Genomic DNA, 1,017 nt, shown 5'->3' with positions numbered 1-1,017 from the left:
GATGTTCGCTGGGTTTGCTTGAAGATCTGCAATGATTTGGTTTGCTTTCTCTTCCCACTGAGCTGGAAGCTCGCCATTTACGCGGCGTTTGAACTCTGCGGCTTCGACTGGGTACGCTGCTGCGTACGCATCAAACTTCGCATTCCAAGCGGCTTCTTTTGCAGCGCCAGCTGCTTTTGCATCCCACTCTGCGTAAACGTCAGCAGGGATTTCAAATGCTGGGTGTTCCCAACCTAGGAATTCACGAGCTGCGGCAATTTCTTCCGCACCTAGTGGTGCACCGTGACAGTCGTGTGAACCCGATTTGTTTGGTGAACCAAAACCGATGATAGTTTTAGTACAGATTAGAGTTGGGCGAGGATCCGCTTTAGCGGCTTCAATTGCTGCGTTGATCGCTTCAGCATTGTGACCATCCACTGCTGGGATAACGTGCCAGCCGTAAGCTTCGAAACGCTTAGGCGTATCGTCAGAAAACCAGCCTTCAACGTGACCGTCGATAGAGATGCCGTTGTCATCCCAGAATGCAATCAGTTTACCAAGACCTAGCGTACCCGCTAGAGAACATGCCTCGTGCGAGATACCTTCCATCAGACAGCCATCACCCATGAACACGTAAGTGAAGTGGTCAACGATGTCGTGGCCAGGTTTGTTGAACTGCGCTGCGAGCGCTTTCTCAGCCATTGCCATACCAACCGCGTTGGTGATGCCTTGACCTAGAGGGCCCGTTGTTGTTTCGATACCAGGCGCGTAGCCGTATTCTGGGTGGCCCGGAGTCTTAGAATGCAATTGACGGAAGTTTTTCAGATCATCGATAGAAAGCTCGTAACCGCTAAGGTGCAGTAGCGAGTAAATCAGCATCGAGCCGTGGCCGTTAGAGAGTACAAAACGGTCGCGATCAGCCCACTCTGGGTTTGATGGGTGTGGGTTTAGTGGCCACGCCAAAGAACTTCAGCGATGTCCGCCATACCCATAGGTGCGCCTGGGTGGCCTGAGTTTGCTTTTTGTACGCCGTCCATG

General features: G+C 52.3%; 1 pseudogene. It reads right to left on the bottom strand.

The annotated features are described in order from the left end of the window. Positions 1-1,016, bottom strand: a pseudogene (locus CIK04_RS32410) (transketolase); the annotation flags it as partial. Between the last annotated feature and the right edge of the window lies 1 nt (position 1,017).

The sequence above is a fragment of the Vibrio sp. 03_296 genome, from assembly GCF_002265885.1.
This window is presented reverse-complemented; position numbering and strand designations above follow the sequence as displayed.